Raw genomic sequence first — 17,063 nt, 5'->3', positions numbered from 1 at the left:
GACGACGACGGAGAGAGAAAGGAGAGCACATGACGGAGACAACACCCTCGGGGAAACCCACATTGCTGATGGCGGAGGATGAGGAAGATACCGCCGGCTTGATCAGATTTCTCCTGGAACGCGCCGGGTACCATGTCGTCCATGCACCCGACGGCCACCAAGCGCAGCAGTTGATCGACACCATGGCGCCGCCGAGCCTGATCTTGCTCGACATCATGTTGCCGCACGTGAGCGGCCTGCAGCTACTCCCGTATATTCGGAACAAGACTGAATGGCAGCGGGTTCCCATCATCATGCTCACCGCAGATTCAAGCGAGCATGACATTCAACAGGCCCTGGCCGCAGGCGCGAATGACTATATGGTGAAACCTTTCAACCCGCGGGAACTCACCGCACGGCTGAGTCGCTTCCTCAAAGTCGCGGCCTAGCTGGAGATAGCGGGGAATAGGCGTGGTTGAAAACACTCTCTCCCAGTCAATTATGGACGTCGGCTGGCTGACCACCTTCACCATTCATGGTCTGATTCTGTTCCTCCTCGGATGGACGCTCATCATCCGTCGACTCCGTGTCTCGACCGACCGACGGCGCCAACAGATGGTGACCGTCTGGCGTCCGATCCTGTCCCAGAGCTTGATCGAAGCGCCTGACACCCTCCCGCCGATCCACCCGCGCGACCGGGTGCTGTTTCTCTATTTATGGAATCATCTGCAGGAGTCCATCAAAGGAGAGTCGTCAGACGAACTGTGCGCGGTGATACGGCGGACCGGCATGGATCACGTCGTGCACCACTATTTGGCCAAAGGGACGCTGCGGCAACAACTCCTGGCGATCGTCACGCTCGGCCACTTGAAAGACTCCTCAGCTTGGCTGCGCCTCGTCGAACTCGCGCATGACGCAAATGCGTTTCGCTCTCTTGAGGCCGCCCGCGCCCTTGTGCGAATCGATGCCCCGCGCGCGATTCCTGTGTTGGTCCCGTTGATGTCCCAACGTCTCGATTGGTCTCCGCTCAAAGTGCTGGCCATCCTCCAGGGCGCGGGAAATGAACTCGTCGCCCGCGCGCTCGGGGAAGCCGCGGGACACGCACCGCCGCTGATTGCCGCTCGTCTAATCCGCTTTCTCGCTTCGATCAGGAATCATCGCGCCTTGCCGCTGATTCGCCCTCTCCTTGCCCGGCGTCCCCTGCATGAAGACGTGCTGGCCGGGTGCCTTTCGCTCTTCGGGCAATGCTCCGACCCGCAGGATCTCTCCACCGTGCGACAGTACCTCACCCACCCGACGTGGTTTATTCGAGTCCACGCTGCGTCAGCCCTTGGAAAGATGGGCGTCGAGGAAGATGAAGAACACTTGATCGGATTGTTGGGCGACTCCCACTGGTGGGTGCGATACAGAGCCGCGGAGGCCCTCTCCATTCTGCCGTCAATGACAGACGAGAAACTATCGATCCTTGTGCAAACGCTGCCGACGACGGAAGCGCGGAAGGTGCTCACCCCCTTCGTCGCCAAGAGAATCCAGGACTCTTTTGCGCTAACTCCCGGAGTGGCTCCGGCTTAACGGCCGGGGCAGCCGCTACTTCGACGACCGGCTCGATGAAAAGACCAGCCTGTGCGTGCCCTGCCATTCTGGCAGAATGACCGCGGTACTCCGTTGCTGGATGCCCTGCAATGACGAACCCGCTGCACTCAGTCTCCAGCCCGCCGGTATCTCAAGGGTCAATCCGTCCACCGATTCAGGAGACGCAATCGTCACCGTAAGGCTCGTTGCATCCTGAGCCACGTCGAGTTTCACCTGATTGCGCGCCGCCCACCAGCGCCCGAATTCCCTTACCGACCCAAACCAGGCATAAGACCGCACGCCTTCGACAAACCCTTTTTCAAAGGCCAGTTTATGATCGAGGATATTGGGATGGATGAGCACAACCATTGAGCCACCGTACCGGCTGATCTGGCGCGCGACCTCCAAGGCTTCCGGCAGCCGGTCGCCCATCTTCGGCAGCTCCTCGTCTTCAATCGTGACGGGGAACTCGAACAGTTCGACTTCGCTGTCCGTCAATCGATCATAGTTCAGCTGATACGGCAGATGGGTCAGCGAATTGTTCGCGGTGGCCGTTGAGCTATATCGATATCCGGTCGCCAGCAGGGCTTGAGGCAGACTGAAGGGATTGGACAACTCGCCCGGCCTGAATGACACGATGGACTGGCCTGAAAAGTGATCGATCAAGAACTTACTGACCCGCAATTCGCCGAGGATGCTCGCGTTCAAGGCCGTCGTCCGATCCTTCACGAACGGCGCATAGGCGGGATAGGCCTCGCGCCCCGTCCCCATCGGAAACCGGTTGAAGACCCTCGAGTGGGCGATCGTGTGACTCCCCAGCTCCATGCCGAGACCTGCAAGACGCGCGAGATACCGCACCCCTTCGTCATTGAAGAAAATATCATCGTTGTAGTCGCGAATGTATTTCACCTGGATAAAGTACGTGCCAATCAACCCCTGACTCTTCTCATACTCCGCATAATCCACCGCGTTTTTAATGGACTCCGTAAAATCCACATCGTGCGTGAGCATGACCGAGAGCGACTGGCCGAAGGGCACCGTGCCCAGCGTCACCGCGCCTGCCTGGGCGGCGCGATAGATCGACTTCAGCAGCCGCAGCCAGACATCGAGCGTCGGATCAAACTGATTGTCGAACGTCTGAACAAGTTCCTCTCCGCGATTGTTGTACCCTTTGAGCAGCAGGAAGCCGAGATCAAGCCCGATGGCATAGGCTCGGCCTTTACCGTAGGTTTTCTGCGTGACGGCCGCAGTGCCGTCGTCAAATCGGGCGAGCGGGGCCTCACTCTCCGTATAACCGTAGGTTCCCATCACCTCGATCCCTTTGTCTCGAATGCCGACACGGAGATGCCGCTCGCGCAGCTCGGTCAACTCCGCCAGCAATGGGTCGGACTCCGCCAGGTGCAGGTCATAGCGCTCCCGCGAGACCAACGCCTCGCGAAAACCGAAGGTCTCATTCAACCCGCCGCCCAATACCTGTACCCCGATCAACGTCCCGCCGGCTTGGGGAAATTCGGCCAGCGCCTGTAGCTCTTGGGAACTGAGCACCTTCCCCGAGATCATCGGATAGACCACCACCACCTGATGCGTCAGGGCTTCACGAACATCGCGCGTGATGAGAAAGGGGACGCCGATGGATTTGAGCCCATGCGCCAATCCCAGCCAGGAGGAATCCGGATCGGTCAATAAGATCGCCAGGCGGCTCTTCGCCCCTTCTGCATAGGTCGTCCACGCCGTCGACACGCGCGGGGGTACAACGGTGGCATGATCGGGACCTGAGACGCCGGGGAAACGATGGAAGGCCTGATCGGGAAGGTCGATGTGCTGAATAGATCGCGGGCCGAACAAGACCCACGACCCGATGACGATCGACAGAAAAAGGATTGCGACTCCAGTCAGACGGATGAGGATTGATCGTTCCATACCCTACCAGTGATAGATCAGACTCAGGTTGCCGCCCCGTCGGACATAGAGAAATCCGCGGTCTTCGTAATAGCCCGACGCCTCAACCGAAAATCGATCGGTCACAGGGACCGTCACTCCCCCTTGGAGCGTCCGGCTCTGCACCCGGGTAAAATCTTGCGTGGCCACGATCCGTTCGCCCGACGTTCCGAACGACCCCGACGCGAAGACCTGCACCCGCTCCGTCGGCCGCCAGGTCAATTGCGAGGACAATGTGAAGGCCCCGGTATTGGGGATCAGATACACCTTCTCGGTCAGCCAGAGATTGAACGGCAGGAAGATGGTCAATCCGGGCATGAGGAGATCGATGTCGTCTTTCTTATAATTCAAACGACGATAGCCGAATGACACTTCGAACGGAGCCAGCGCGGCATGGACGCCGCCCAACCCCTGCGCCATCTCGCCGACGAACGAATAGTTGGGGGCGAAATGCGGATTGATGGTCCCTTGTGCCGCAACGTAGCCCCAGGCCCGCTTCCAGAGCGGACTGTACAACTCGGCCGACAGCGGCGTGTCGTGCGAGCCAAAGCGATTGATCGGCTCGGCCCGAACCACCAGCGTCTGATCGCCGATCGGCTTGGCCACCTCAAAGAGGAGATCCCGCTCATCCGGCTGGCTCCGCGTGTAGGTGTAGTGCCCGTAGCCAATCTTGGCGTAGTCGCGATAGGGCAGACGGAGCCCGGTCAACCCTTGCCCCACGGCCGCCCGCGGCGAGACCAGCAGTTCGGATCGTACGTTGCGCAGCTGCTGTTCGATGTCCGGATCGTGCGTCTCGGCCACCAGCGCCTCGTAACGCGCCAAGGCCTCTGTCCGGTTCCCCTGCCAATGCGCCAGCTCCGCAAGCCCGCGGCGCGCCTCTAGATGGCGAGGCTCTTCCCGAACCACCTGTTCATACAAAGCCTGCGCGTCGGGGAATTGTTTCTGCCACGAGAGCACCTGCGCCAGCGCCACACGAATATCCTGATCCTTGGGATGGCGCGCTAACACCTCACGATATAACGAGGCCGCCTCGGAGTGCGCGCCCTGCCACGACAGGACGCGCGCCAATGAACCACGCACCTCATCGTTTTCAGGAGACCGGCGCAGTCCTTCACGGTAGAGGGCGACCGCCTCGCCGTACTGCCGCGCCGCCTCGAACTGGCGCCCGCGCTCCACTCTCTGCCTCGCATCGGCAGAGACAGACTCGGCCTCCCGGACCGGGGCTGGCACGGGTGCCGGGCGTTGAACCGGCGGGGCGATTGTTTGAGAGGACTCGGCCTTCAGTGAATGGAGGCGTGATGCGAGTGCCGGATCGCCCGTGGCCTCCACCACACGTTGATAATACGGAATCGCCTGGTCCGGATGACCGCTCCACACCAGCACATCGGCGAGCCCGGTCAGCGCATCAGGATGTTGCGGATGATCGCGGAGAACCCGCTCATACTCCTGCTTGGCCTCGTCGTAGCGCTGTTGCCACGACAACACCCGCGCAAGAGCCACGCGGCTTTCGTCATCGAGAGGATGGCGGGACAAGACGTCCCGATATAAGGCGCTCGCTTCGTCCCATTGCTCTTGCCAGGAGAGCAGCTTCGCTAATGCGGCACGGACTTCGTCATTCTCCGGGCGGGCTGCCAAATATCGGCGATAGACCGCGATGGCCTTCGGGAACTGTTTCTGTTGCTCCAGCGCCTTCCCCTGCTCCAGAAGCCGGCGTGGCGAGGGCTCGGCGCTGATCGCCTGCACCAGACCAACGTCCACGCCCGCCCACCCCAGGGCGAACAGTATCGCAAGCACCACCCCGGCAACAGATCTACACTGACCTCTCCATCCCATGGAATCGCTCATCCCTGGCGGCCCAACCTCTCGCCATACAGCCTTAGTCCGGCAGCGCTCGAAACCCATCCACGTCGTGAATGATCACGCCCGAAAAACTGGGATGTGAGGTCATCTCCACAATCCGCTTCACCGAGGCGGACACCTCCGCGCGTGAACGGCCGGCAAAGGTCAGCCGCTCCGGCCTCACGGTGAATCGGTGATGAATGCGGAACCACTCCCGACGGGTCGAGAGGTTCGATCCCCCTGGCAGTGGCATCCACTGCAGCAGACGCCGATCATAGTCCAGCATCGCATCAGCCCGGTCAGGGTCCATCTCACGGCGCAGCACCACATGCTGCTCAACCGGGAGCGGAGTCGTCTCCACCGCCAGCCACACCCGTGTCTCGACAAGATCGCCATAGCGCAGGATGTCTTCGGCAATGTCCTGCACTTCGTCCAAGTCAGTGCGATAACTCATCACCGCGACTTCGTCGACCCGATCCATCACGGCATAGGCCAACGGACGACCGGCCAGGGTCGGCGCCGTCAGCCAAAAGGGAATCACCATCGAGAGACGAACGCGTCCGCCGATGACGTCCTTCAGCGTCTCAATCGCCTCGACATAGCGACGAAGTTGGGCCTCATCCTTCAGAAAGCCCGGCAGGAGATAGGGTTCGATATCAAGCTGAACCCCGGATATCCCGCCGGGTTTCACCAGGGCCAGGAGCCTCTGTATCTTATCGGCGAGTTTATGGGGTTCCTGAATCGCTTCGGGATATCCGTCCAGCGCAAATGCCGCCACCCCGGCCTCCTGCATCGTCATCAATAGTCTGGCATAGTGACGCCAAAGCCCGTCGTCATCCGCCTGAGACGGCATCTGAATCAGCACTCTGGAGCAGCCCTGCATCCGACAGGTCGCCAGCAGGGCATTCGGGTCACGGATCGCCTCGCGATACGTCCACACCCAGAATCCGATCCCAACAGGCCCTCGGGGCACGACTGACGGCTGCACGGCTTCAATCTGTTCAAACAGAATGTGCGCACCGGCCGTCTCCGTCGATACCACCAGCGCCGTCAGTGAACGGAGATCCAGCTTCCGACCGATCCCCTTGAGCGGAAGCGTGAGATCGAACGGACCCGTCACCGTGGCAAGCGGGAGATTGTCTTCTCGTTGCGCTGCAGCCCGATCTTCCAATGCCACGACGACCCGGCCGGTCGCATGCCCACGAATCCGCAGGGTCTCGTAAGACAAGAGATCCACGGCAATTTCTGCCTGATGCAGAGGGATGCGCTGACCGCACCGCAGGCCCTTTCCGGGAGCCCGCTGCAGATCGATCCCCTCCTGCGCCCGAGTCTGCCGTCCTTGGCAGGAGCCGAACAGGCGGGCTTCGCCGAACAGGCCGCGAAGATCAAGAATAGGCACAAACGGTCGATAAGGAAGAGAGGGCACGGCAGCAGGCGGACCACTGAGCGTCACGGCTGGAGTAGTGCGTTCACCGACATACGACAACTCGATCTCAGAAACGGCGGGCGGGATGGGAATGGAGAGCGGTACCGAAATGTCCTCTGCGTATCCGAGTACCGGCAGGGCCACGACCGACATGGCCGCAAGGGTCCAGCTCCACCACATGGTAGAGGTACCACTCCATCGGCGGACCCGACGGCGGATGGAACGACACTGACCGATGTGGATAGACGCGCTCATATCGATTTCCGAATGGCTGTTCTTGCTCTACCTTCTCGGCCTGACCGCAGGATACTTGATGCTGGATGTCGTCGCCGCCATTCATTTGCGGCGCTACATGGAAGAGCGTTCGCTCAACAGCCTCCCGCACGGTTACACCGGGTTCGAACCGCAAATCACGCTGCTCGTTCCCGCGTTCAATGAAGAAGCGACCATCGCGACCACCGTCAGATCCCTTCTCCAGTTGAGCTATTCTGAATTTGAAATCGTGGTCATCAACGACGGGTCGAAGGACACGACGTTGGACGTGCTGATCAAGGAATTCGGCCTGATTCCCTTTCCCGAAGCTTATGACGCCCGGCTGGCCACGAAGCCGATCCGAACGGTCTACCACGCCCCGGCACAGCCCAATCTGCGGGTCGTCGATAAAGACAACGGCGGCAAAGCGGACTCGCTCAACGCCGGAATCAACATTTCGCTGTACCCGTTATTTTGCTGTATCGATGCCGATTCCATCCTCCAACGTGACAGCCTTCGGCTGGCAGCGCAGCCCTTTCTGGACGACCCCCACACCATCGCCTGCGGCGGCACCGTCCGCGTCGCCAACGGCTGCGAAGTGAAGAACGGATTTCTCACGAAGGTGGGGCTCCCGACCAATATCCTCGCGCTGTTTCAAATCATCGAATACCTGCGCGCCTTCCTGTTCGGCCGGCTCGGCTGGTCTCCGATCAATGCGATGCTCATCATTTCCGGCGCCTTCGGGCTCTTCCATAAGGACACCGTGATCGGCATCGGCGGCTACCGCCACGATACGATCGGCGAGGACATGGAGCTCGTCGTGCGGCTCCACCGGCACATGCGACTAGCCGGGAAGCCCTATCGCATCACCTTCGCTCCCGACCCGATTTGCTGGACCGAGGCCCCGGAAGACCTCACGACACTCAAGAATCAGCGCATCCGGTGGCAGCGTGGCCTGTGTGAGAGCTTGACGAACAATCTCGATCTCTTATTTCATCCCAAGGGTGGAGCCGTCGGCTGGCTGGCATTTCCTTTTATGGCCCTGTTTGAGTGGCTGGGCCCGGCCATCGAAGTCTTCGGCTACGTATTCGTCACCGTCGGATTCATTCTGGGCTTCGTCTCTTTTAAAGTCTGGCTTGTGTTGCTCGTGGCCGCCATCAGTCTCGGCATCCTGCTCTCGGTCAGTGCATTTTTCCTCGAAGAGATGTCCTTCCACGTCTATCCGAAACCTCAACACGTCCTCCTGCTCCTCCTAGGAGCGATTTTGGAGAACTTCGGCTATCGACAATTGAATTCCCTCTGGAAATTGATCGGGTTGTATCGTTGGATGGTCGGCAAAAAAGCGACGTGGGGAGCCATGACGAGAACCGCGTCCTGGCACAGTAAGTAGCCTCGTAGGAAAAACCAACAGGTCTGAAGATCGTGGCTTGTGCCGGAGACGAGACTTCGGCTATACTGCGCGATTGCGCCTCACTGTCGAGGCGCCTTTTTTTGACCGCGAGACCACAACACCATGACACAGCTACGCGCCCCTCACGACCGTCGCACCGATATTCGAAACATCGCCATCATCGCACACGTCGACCACGGCAAAACCACCTTGGTCGATGCGGTGTTGCGACAGACCCACGTCCATCGCAAGATCGACGACATGGGCGAGCGCATCATGGACTCGATGGATCAGGAACGTGAGCGCGGCATTACGATCCGAGCGAAAAACGCCAGCGTCGTCTATCAGGGCGTCAAAATCAATATCGTCGACACGCCGGGGCATGCCGATTTCGGCGGCGAGGTCGAGCGTACGCTCCGGATGGTCGACGGCGTGCTCATCCTCATCGACGCCAAAGAAGGGCCCATGCCGCAGACGACGTTCGTGCTGCGCAAGGCACTCGCGCTCGGGCATAAGGCCATCGTCGTGATCAATAAGATCGATCGGCCCGATGCCGTGATCGACGACGTCGTGAATCGCACGTTCGATCTGTTCGTCCACCTGGGCGCCACCGACGAACAACTCGACTTCCCGATCGTCTATGCCGCCGCCATCAAGGGCCAGGCGACGCTGGATGTGAATAAGCCCGGGACAGACATTACGCCGTTGCTGGACACGGTTCTGGAAAAAATTCCCGCACCGGCCATCAATGCCGAAGCCCCGCTCCAAATTCTGGTCCTGGCCCTCGTTCAGGATCCCTACAAAGGCAAGATGGGCATCGGGAAGATTCAATCCGGCTCCATCGCCCGACGGCAGCCCGTCATGCTGCTCGGGAAAGACGGCGCCCAAACCCTCGGGAAGGTATCCGACCTGGCTGTGTACTCCGGCCTTGAACGGGTCGATGCCGATCAGGCGGCAGCCGGAGAGATCGTGGCTGTCGCAGGCCTCGATGAGGTGAGCATCGGTGATACGATCGCCGATGCGGAAAATCCGATTGCCTTGCCCCGCGTGACGATCGATGAACCGACCGTCCAAATGAGCTTCTCCGTCAATAACAGCCCGTTTGCCGGACGCGAAGGAAAGTATTTGACGTCTCGCCACTTGCGGGATCGGCTCTTCAAAGAACTCGAAACGAACGTGTCCTTGCGCGTGCATGAAACCGACAGCGCCGACCGGTTCCTCGTCGCCGGCCGCGGAGAACTCCACCTCGGCGTCTTGATCGAACAGATGCGGCGCGAAGGGTACGAACTCCAGGTCTCGCAACCCGAGGTCATCATCCACCGCGATGCCAACGGCAAAGCCACGGAACCGTACGAAGAACTCACGATCCAAGTCCCCGAGACCTACCAGGGGACGGTCATCGAAGAGATGGGGAAGCGCCGAGGCGAACTGCGCCATATGCGCCTCATCCATTCCGATGTCGGCACCAGCGAAATGCATCTCGAATACCATATCCCGACGCGCGGCATCATGGGCCTCAAGAACCTCTTGCTGGCCAAAACCCGCGGCACGATCATCATGCATCACGTATTTGCCGCCTATGAGCCGGCCGAAGAGCGGGATTTGATGGTCGCACCGCACGGATCCCTCGTGGCGCACGAAGACGGCACCAGCACCGGCTACGCTATCTTCATGACGCAGGAACGGGGCACCATGTTCATCGGCCCGGGCGTCGAGGTCTATCGCGGCATGGTGATCGGCGAAAACAGCCGGGACGAAGATCTGGACGTGAACGTCTGCAAGGAAAAGCACCTCTCCAACATGCGGGCATCAGGAACCGATGAAGCGTTGGTGCTTACCCCGCCACGGGAGATGAGCCTGGAATTCGCCTTGGAATATATCGGACCGGATGAATTGGTGGAAATTACTCCGCTCAACCTCCGCCTGCGCAAACGGTTGCTCAATGCGGATGAACGCCGCCGAGCTAAGAAATCCGGCAAATAGCGAGCCGTCGACGATGCGTATCAAGAAAAAAATCCCCAAGCCGTCAGCCAAACGCCCGCCGCTCTATTTCATCGGCTATCGCGGCACCGCGCCAGGACTCGATGAAATCGCGATCTGGCACGATCGCGAATACGGCGGCCCGCTTGCGATTCAACCGGAGGCTGGAGCGCCAGAGTCCTGGCAGGCCACCCACGGCCCCTGGTCCGCTCACGTCGTGATGCCCCTGCCGGCCACTCACACCGGCGATATCATGAAGAACCTGGCCTGGGAACACGACCAGATGGGAGCCGTCGCGCCCACACTCATGCCCAATCGGGATATGCCTGACCTGGTCTTGTTCGCGGCCCGCCTCGCGCGCGGCCTCACGCTGCTGACACAGGGCACGGCCTATGATGTCACCACGCAAGCGTATCTGAATCCCTCGGACTGGCAGAATCGAGCGATGACCAGCTTTCTGGCCGACGACCATGTCGCCATCGTGCACGACGACCAGGCCAAACCGGACCAGGTCTGGTGTCACACGATGGGACTGACCAAATTCGGCTTGGACGAGATCGAAACGTTCTATGGCAAAGGGATCCCCGAAAGTGCTGCGAAAGACTTGCTGACCGAGTCCGCCACGGAGTTGCTCCGCATCGGGCAATCCCCCAAAGTCGGCACGGCCTTTTGCCTCCCGTTACTGGGCCGGACGATCCGGATCGTCAATTACCGCACCGCATCCCCTGCCGGCCGAATGATCGGGTTCCGTGAGCTCCAGGGATAGGCAAAACGCTTTAAGTTCAGCCTGTTACAGCTCATAGGCCTATCGCTGTAGGCCTTCAGGCCCGTTGACAATCTTTCAAACCACAAGGTACAAAGTTCAAGGTTTCCACAGGGGGGTTCTCTCAATCTGAGACCTCAAATACGCCCACAGATAGCGATATTCTCATAAGGAGGCATAGCAATGAGTGATGTAGCCGCAGAAATTAAGGTCGGCGATACCGCCCCGGATTTTAACCTGAAGGACCAGGATCAGAAGGACGTGAAGCTGAGCGACTATCGCGGCAAGAAAAACGTCGTGCTGGCCTTCTACCCGCTGGACTGGAGCCCGGTTTGCCAGGGGGAGAACAAGTGCTTGACCGATGACTTCCCCAAGTTCCAGAACGCGAACGCCGAACTCTTCGGCATCAGCTGCGACAGCTTCTTCTCGCACAAGGCCTGGGCGGATTCCATGGACCTCAAGCACCGCCTGCTGTCCGACGTGCACCGGACTACGTGCAAGGCCTACGGCCTCTATTTCGAGCCGTTGAACTGCTCCAAGCGCGCCACCGTCATTGTCGACAAGAACGGCAAGGTGGCCTACGCAAAAGTGCAGGAAATCAAGGTTGCCCGCGAGGACAAGGATATCCTCGAAGCACTGGCGAAGCTCAGCTAGCTTGTGAAACCGGAAGGGGAGGCGTTCGAGAGAACCCTCCCCTTTCATTTTAGGAGGCAGGATCATGGCAGGAACCGTCGAAGACGTCCGAGATGAGAACTACAAAGAGTTCACCGACAGTCCCGGTGCCGTCGTCGCCTATGGACTCGCCACCTGCGAACCCTGCAAGACCTATGACCCTATTCTCGAAGAAACCGCGGCAAAGTTTCCTGGCATCAAGGTCGGCAAGGCCAAGATGCATGTCCCTGGCCGCTGCCGGGAGATTAAAAAGACCCACACGTTTGAAACGTACCCCACGACGCACTTCTTCTCGAACGGCAAGCTCCTCCTGACCCGCGAAGGCGTGGTCGAGCCGGCTGAACTCGCGGCACTCATTTCAGATCACCTTACCAAGTAGCTCCCACAGCCTGCCTCGTTCTCCTTAGGAACAGACCGGAACCGACGAACTTCTTGACTCGTCCGGGGCCTGGTGTACTGTCGAGTCAGTCACGGGGCATGCACCGCCAGCGGCCTCGACACCTGTCATTGGAACGAACCGATGGCCTCTCCCTCTCACGGCTCCGGATTTCCGCAGTATGATGCGCAGGTCCTGCTCAATTCGCAGCCCGTCATCGTGACGGTCATCGACCCGTCGACACATCAGATCCAATTCCAGAACCAGACCGGGCTCAAGAAATTCGGCGATGTTGCAGGGAAAGCCTGCTACGACAAGATCGCCGGGTGCCGGACCCCCTGCGACTTTTGCCGGATGCCCGAAGCGATGGCAAGTGACACGGTCGTTTCCAGCGAGGTCCCCCTGCCCGGCAATCAATTCCTGCTTGTCCATTGGGCGAAGGCACCGACTACCGACGGCCGCACCCACATCATTGAAACGATCACGGATATCACCGAATACAAACGCACCGCACAGGCGCTCCAGCAGTCGCAAAAAATGGAGGCCATCGGTCGGCTCGCCGGCGGTATCGCCCACGACTTCAATAATCTGATGATGGTGGTCATCGGTCATGCCCACCGGCTGCTGCAGCAATTGGCCGCGCATCCGGCGAAACGAGAAATCGAGTTGATCAGCCAGGCCGGCCTGCGCGCTGCCGCCCTCACCAAAAAGCTTCTGACGTTCAGCCGGCGCCAGGTGTTCGAGCCCAAGGAACTGGACATCAATGCTTCCGTCAGAGAGATGGAAGATCTGCTGCAGCGGATCATCGGTGAGCATATCCAGATGGTCGTCGTGCTCCATCCTGAAGCCGGACATGCCATGATGGATCCGGTCCAGCTCCAACAAATCCTTATGAATCTGGCCGTGAACGCCCGCGATGCGATGCCGGGCGGAGGGTTACTGAATATCGAGACTGATTGCATTGACCTCGATGAACACTTCGTTCGCCTTCATCCCGGCGCAAGAGTAGGCTCCTTCGTCAAAATTCTCGTCCAAGACGCCGGATGCGGAATGGACCAGGAGACGCTGTCTCATATTTTCGAGCCCTTCTTCACAACCAAAGGACCTGACAAAGGAACCGGCCTTGGACTGGCGACCGTCTACGGCATTCTCAAACAAAGCCAGGGCTACATCGATGTCACCAGCCAGCCTGGACAGGGCACCCGATTTACCGTGTATTTGCCTCGGGTCGAACAATCTGGCGCTTCACTCGCAGCGACCCGATCCGCCATGGCGCCGGTAACGACACGGGAAACCATTCTCCTCGTCGAAGACGATGACAGCATTCGCACGCTGATGGCCACCGTTCTTCAAGACCAGGGATACCACGTGCTGGTCGCCGGCGACGGCATCCAAGCCCTGCAGCAACTCCAACTCCACAAAGGTCTTTGTCATCTACTGGTAACGGATGTGATCATGCCTCGCATGAAGAGTACGGTGCTGGTAGAAGGCGTAAAAGCGATGCAACCGGAGGCGCGGATCCTCTATATGTCAGGCTATGCGGGAGAGACGCTGGAGACCAGCGGAATACACGAAGACACGCCCTTTCTCCAGAAACCGTTCCTCCCGACGACGCTGATCGAGAAGGTGCAGGAGATCCTAAACGCAGAGTAGTGATCCGGCAGGCGAGCTCGGCAACCTTCCCGATCGCCCGTTCTCCGGCACCTAGCCTTGGCGGACTTATCTTGTGGGTTTCGACTTCGAACAGTGATCGTGGAAAATACGCCAGACTAAATTCTCTTTACGCAAGAGGCTGGTACAGGTGCCGGCGTCTTGCCCCTCGATCTCACCATCTCTGATGGCTTGAAACACATAGTCGTAGATCGCCCAGGCTGTCGACCCGTCACGACCGGTCCTGAGATTCGACACCGCTCCGATGAACCGCAATCGATTGCCCTGCTTCAACTCCGACTCATAGTCGCTCAACCATTGTTCGATCGCCGCCTTGGTTTCCGGCTGACCATCCTGACTCCCCACATAATCGTCCGTGTACAGCATCAACACCGACTGCTTGTCTCGCGACTCTGAAAAGGTCGCGGTGCCGGCGACGGCCTGCGTGACCACGCGCTGAACAGCCTCTTCATCCTGCCCGGCCCATGCGGACAGACTCCACCCGAGCGACCCGGCAAGAAGAATGATCCACAGCGGCTGGAATCCCATACGAACCTACCCGTTGTAGTCGAAGGAAAGATCGCGCGACTGCACGACGCGAATATTCTTTAATGCCGCGGGTGAGAGACGGGTCACGAGTGCGTGCCAGATGTACTCGGCCAGGTGCGCACCGCTGATGGCAGAGGATTTGAGAATTTCTCTAAGATCCTGCCGATCACATACTCGAACAACCCGCTCCTGCACCAGACGGTCCAGCGCCCCAATGTCAGTCACCATACCGGTGACCGGATCGATGGCCCCATGCACCGACACGAAGCAATCCCACATATGCCCCTGGAGGCCATCGAGCAACGCCGTAAAGGAATACCGGCGGGTGACGCTGGCCACATCAAGCCCGCCGGACGCCGTGATTTCCGCATAGAGATCCTCGTCTTCGTAGAGACGAATAGTATCCAACGTGCCGATATCCGACTGCGCAGCCAGCTTGGTCCAGAGGACCCGCGCGATGTTCTCCGACGTCGGAATTCGGTCGCGAAAATAGGGCAGGTCCAGGTTGAAGTTCATGTGATCGAATTCTTCGATCACCGCGAGCAGCACCTGCTTCAGGTCGAACAAGTTGATGACCATGCCGGTCTTGGGATCCACCTCGCCGGAGACGGTGACTTCCAGCATGTAATTGTGCCCGTGCGCAGGCGCGTTATAGCAGGGGCCGAAGACGGCGCGGTTCTTCGCCTCATCCCACTCGGGCTTGATATAGCGGTGAGCGGCGGCGAATTCGATTCGTTTGGTCAATAAGACAGATGGCATTACCCCTCCAGATCCCTGAGCCACTCTTCACGCATGCTGCCGGGAACCGGCGTGTCCGCCCGATACACGCCGTGGTGCACGGAGAGCGTCACCGGCACACGCAAATCCGCCAGCAAGTCTTTGACCGAGGGCGGCACCAGGAAGCGCACGAAATGCACGGCGCTGATTTTCGTCTCGTGGCTATGGCCGCCTTCGAACTCGGCGTAGAGACGCTCCCCGCCGATGGTAATCGCCACCTTCCGCCCATGATCCAACCCCATGAAGGCATCGAGCCATTCTTTCATTCTGGCGTCGTCGGTGATCTCGATCAACAGTGTCGCGCTCAACTCGCCCGTTCCCGGAAGCAAGGCATTGTACACATCCAGCTCTTCCTGGACTTTGGCCGGATCAAAGATCTGCTCGACGCGAATCATTTCCTGGATCTGAAACAGGAGCGTCTCTCGATTTTCAAACACCAGCGTGATCAGCGGCCCGACCGAGATCCGCCGCCGCCGCTTCAACTCAATAATACGGGCACGAAACCCTTCGCGTTGCCGCTCGTAGTCGGCATACGGAATAATATCGCTGGAGATCAACGCATTCATGACGGCAGCCCGTAGGCATCGCGCACGATCTGTATCGGGTGCTTGGTCGCGTTCCCGCCCACATGCCCCGTCGCTCCGGCTTGATCCAATTGCAGCCCGGCTAACGGACAGTCCGACGCCACAAGGTCGGCCGGAGCCTGCTCGATTGCGCGCACCGCCTTCTTGGCAATGGTCATTGAAAGCGGGAAGAATTCCGTTTTCGCCGACCAGGATCCGTCGTGGCCGGAGCATTTCTCAATCACCTCAACCTGCGCCCCGGCACATTCCATCAGCTCCTTTGATTTAAAGCCAATATTCTGATCGCGGAGATGGCAAGGAATCTGATAGGCCACCCGGCCTGGGTTGCTGACGAAATCCATGGCAAGCGCGCCTTCCCGCTTGAGTTTCATGAGGTACTCGCAGACATCGAACGTCCGCGCGCTAACCTTCTTCGGCTCTTCACCGCCGAGCAGCTCTGGATACTCGCGCTTCAACATCAAGCTGCAACTCGGCACGGGCACCACGACATCGTATCCCTGTTCGACCCAGGGTAACAGCGATCGGAGATTCGCTTGAGCCGCTTTCTGCATCGCGGCGGTGTCCCCGATATCGAACGAGGGCATCCCGCAACATTGTTGCTCCGGCACCACCACCTGAACGCCGTTCTTTTCCAAGACCTGCACCGTGGCCTTCCCGACATCGGACGCCTGATAGTTCACCAAACAACTGGCAAACAGCGCCACTTTCTTTTGCGGCCCCGGCAGGGGCGCGGGTATCGGACGGCGCTGAAACCAGCGTGAAAACGTCTCCGTGGAGAAATGCATGATCTTTCGGTCGCGATGAACTCCTACCGTCATTTCCATGAGCCGGCGCACGCCCCCAAGGCTCAATGCCCAATTGGAGAGCCGGGCTGAGATCGTCGAGAACCGTCCGATGAGATCGGTCTGGATCAGCAGCCAATCCCGCCAGCGCACGCCCCGTTCGGCGGCATACCGTTGCTTCCACAGCACCATGAGCTTCGGGAAATCCAACGCGTACTGATGCGGCGGCGTGTAGGGACAATGGTTATAACAAAGCTTGCAGTAGTAACACTCATCCACCACCCGCTGATGCTCGGCCGACATCGCCTTCTCAACATGGCCGTCATGCCGGTCAATCCCGTCGAGGAGAGTATTAAAGGACGGGCACAGATTGAAGCAGCGGCGGCAGCCGTCGCAAATCTCATAGATGCGCAGCGTATCTTTCGCAAGCTGAGCGGAATCGACCGGCTGGATCAGACTTAGGCCTTTCACGGCTGGTATTGTCTCCTGTTGATCGGATGGAAGACAAGGCGGAAAAGAGGAAGGGTGGATCGG

At 59.3% G+C, this 17,063-nt stretch carries 15 protein-coding genes; 8 read left to right on the top strand and 7 right to left on the bottom strand.

All coding sequences use genetic code 11. The features are described 5' to 3' along the window. The first annotated feature begins 29 nt into the window (after positions 1–29). Both Q8N04_01315 and Q8N04_01310 read left to right on the top strand, forming a co-directional pair. Positions 30–428 carry a response regulator gene (locus tag Q8N04_01315; GenBank protein ID MDP3089290.1) on the top strand — a complete coding sequence of 133 codons (399 nt, stop codon included), beginning with the start codon at positions 30–32 and terminating at the stop codon, positions 426–428. A 22-nt stretch (positions 429–450) separates the two neighbouring features. Next, on the top strand, positions 451–1,551 hold the full coding sequence (locus Q8N04_01310; protein MDP3089289.1) for a HEAT repeat domain-containing protein: 1,101 nt from the start codon (positions 451–453) through the stop codon (positions 1,549–1,551). Positions 1,552–1,566: 15 nt separating this feature from the next. On the opposite strand, the gene Q8N04_01305 is transcribed toward Q8N04_01310, so the two are convergent. The 3 genes from Q8N04_01305 to Q8N04_01295 all read right to left on the bottom strand — a co-directional run bounded on the left by Q8N04_01305 (position 1,567) and on the right by Q8N04_01295 (position 6,934). Further along, on the bottom strand, positions 1,567–3,471 hold the full coding sequence (locus tag Q8N04_01305) for a hypothetical protein (protein ID MDP3089288.1): 1,905 nt from the start codon (positions 3,469–3,471) through the stop codon (positions 1,567–1,569). A 3-nt stretch (positions 3,472–3,474) separates the two neighbouring features. Continuing rightward, positions 3,475–5,247 (bottom strand): tetratricopeptide repeat protein, encoded by a 1,773-nt coding sequence (locus Q8N04_01300; protein MDP3089287.1) that lies wholly within the window; start codon positions 5,245–5,247, stop codon positions 3,475–3,477. 118 nt (positions 5,248–5,365) lie between these two features. Beyond that, positions 5,366–6,934, bottom strand: a complete 1,569-nt coding sequence (locus tag Q8N04_01295; GenBank protein MDP3089286.1) for a hypothetical protein — start codon at positions 6,932–6,934, stop codon at positions 5,366–5,368. 55 nt (positions 6,935–6,989) lie between these two features. On the opposite strand from Q8N04_01295, the gene Q8N04_01290 reads away from it, so the two are divergent. From Q8N04_01290 to Q8N04_01265, 6 genes are all read left to right on the top strand, one after another. Next, positions 6,990–8,396 (top strand): glycosyltransferase, encoded by a 1,407-nt coding sequence (locus Q8N04_01290; protein ID MDP3089285.1) that lies wholly within the window; start codon positions 6,990–6,992, stop codon positions 8,394–8,396. Positions 8,397–8,519: 123 nt separating this feature from the next. Then, on the top strand, positions 8,520–10,379 hold the full coding sequence (gene typA / locus Q8N04_01285) for a translational GTPase TypA (protein MDP3089284.1): 1,860 nt from the start codon (positions 8,520–8,522) through the stop codon (positions 10,377–10,379). Between the two features lie 13 nt (positions 10,380–10,392). Beyond that, positions 10,393–11,142 carry a hypothetical protein gene (locus Q8N04_01280; protein ID MDP3089283.1) on the top strand — a complete coding sequence of 250 codons (750 nt, stop codon included), beginning with the start codon at positions 10,393–10,395 and terminating at the stop codon, positions 11,140–11,142. A 180-nt stretch (positions 11,143–11,322) separates the two neighbouring features. Further along, a complete protein-coding gene (locus tag Q8N04_01275; GenBank protein ID MDP3089282.1) occupies positions 11,323–11,793 on the top strand; it encodes a peroxiredoxin in 471 nt (156 codons plus the stop codon). Positions 11,794–11,857: 64 nt separating this feature from the next. Next, positions 11,858–12,190 carry a thioredoxin family protein gene (locus Q8N04_01270; protein ID MDP3089281.1) on the top strand — a complete coding sequence of 111 codons (333 nt, stop codon included), beginning with the start codon at positions 11,858–11,860 and terminating at the stop codon, positions 12,188–12,190. A 141-nt stretch (positions 12,191–12,331) separates the two neighbouring features. Then, positions 12,332–13,840, top strand: a complete 1,509-nt coding sequence (locus tag Q8N04_01265) for an ATP-binding protein (GenBank protein ID MDP3089280.1) — start codon at positions 12,332–12,334, stop codon at positions 13,838–13,840. A 66-nt stretch (positions 13,841–13,906) separates the two neighbouring features. Here Q8N04_01265 and Q8N04_01260 read toward each other — a convergent pair whose 3' ends face one another. The 4 genes from Q8N04_01260 to Q8N04_01245 are packed head-to-tail and all read right to left on the bottom strand — an operon-like array spanning position 13,907 to position 17,000. Then, positions 13,907–14,386, bottom strand: a complete 480-nt coding sequence (locus tag Q8N04_01260; GenBank protein ID MDP3089279.1) for a nuclear transport factor 2 family protein — start codon at positions 14,384–14,386, stop codon at positions 13,907–13,909. Between the two features lie 6 nt (positions 14,387–14,392). After that, positions 14,393–15,145, bottom strand: a complete 753-nt coding sequence (locus tag Q8N04_01255; GenBank protein MDP3089278.1) for a 6-carboxytetrahydropterin synthase — start codon at positions 15,143–15,145, stop codon at positions 14,393–14,395. Beyond that, a complete protein-coding gene (locus Q8N04_01250) occupies positions 15,145–15,729 on the bottom strand; it encodes a DUF3501 family protein (protein ID MDP3089277.1) in 585 nt (194 codons plus the stop codon). Before Q8N04_01250 ends, Q8N04_01255 begins: the two co-directional genes overlap by 1 nt. After that, complete coding sequence (locus Q8N04_01245) at positions 15,726–17,000, bottom strand: heterodisulfide reductase-related iron-sulfur binding cluster (protein ID MDP3089276.1); 1,275 nt, start codon at positions 16,998–17,000, stop codon at positions 15,726–15,728. The genes Q8N04_01250 and Q8N04_01245 overlap by 4 nt, the downstream gene beginning before the upstream one ends. Between the last annotated feature and the right edge of the window lie 63 nt (positions 17,001–17,063).

It is taken from the genome of Nitrospira sp. (genome assembly GCA_030692565.1).
Classification (GTDB): domain Bacteria; phylum Nitrospirota; class Nitrospiria; order Nitrospirales; family Nitrospiraceae; genus Nitrospira_D.
Note: the sequence above shows the minus strand (reverse complement) of the source record. Positions and strands in the feature narration are given on the sequence as shown.